1 protein-coding gene and 1 pseudogene are annotated in these 534 nt (G+C 72.3%); both read right to left on the bottom strand.

Annotated elements, in window-relative coordinates; all coding sequences use genetic code 11:
• Nucleotides 1-170, bottom strand: a pseudogene (locus tag PKE71_RS17685) (exopolyphosphatase); the annotation flags it as partial.
• On the bottom strand, nt 167-534 hold a 368-nt coding region (locus PKE71_RS17575), incomplete at its 5' end, for a DUF501 domain-containing protein (RefSeq protein WP_271188321.1). The gene PKE71_RS17575 and the pseudogene PKE71_RS17685, both read right to left, overlap by 4 nt.

Here is a 534-nt window from a genome sequence, read left to right as displayed (position 1 = left end):
AACGTGCGCTCCAGCGCCTCGGGGGCCAGCCTGCCCGTCCTGTCGACGCCCTGGCCCAGCCTGACGATCTCCATCCGCCGTTCGACGTCGGTCAGGGTGTCGGCGTGAACGTCCGCGATGAGCAGGCGGACGGAGTTGGTGCCACAGTCGATCGCGGCGACACGGGTCACGTGCTCTCCTCTTGGGTGGTAGTGCTCGGCTTCACCGCGGAACCTGGCCTGCCCAGGTCCGTCTCCCCGTCGTGTCCGGCGACCCCGTCTCCGGAGGCGCCGCCCTCGACCACGACGTTCTCAGCCACGGCGCCCTCGGCCACGGCGTTTTCGACCACGGCGTTCTCGGGCACGGCGCCCTCGGCCACGGCGTTCTCGGGCTCCGGCGAGCAGCACGGCCCGCCCGCCCACCACTCGCCGAGCGCGTCGAGGGCCTCGCGGCCGAACGGGTTGGTTCCCGGCGCCGCGAGCTCGTGCCCGACCAGGGCGTGCAGGCTCTTCACCCTGGAGGGCATGCCCCCTGTGCTCTGCATGTCTCTGGGCA

Origin of the sequence: Maricaulis virginensis (assembly GCF_027922185.1) — a bacterium.
Taxonomy (GTDB): Bacteria; Pseudomonadota; Alphaproteobacteria; order Caulobacterales; family Maricaulaceae; genus Maricaulis; species Maricaulis virginensis.
This window is presented reverse-complemented; position numbering and strand designations above follow the sequence as displayed.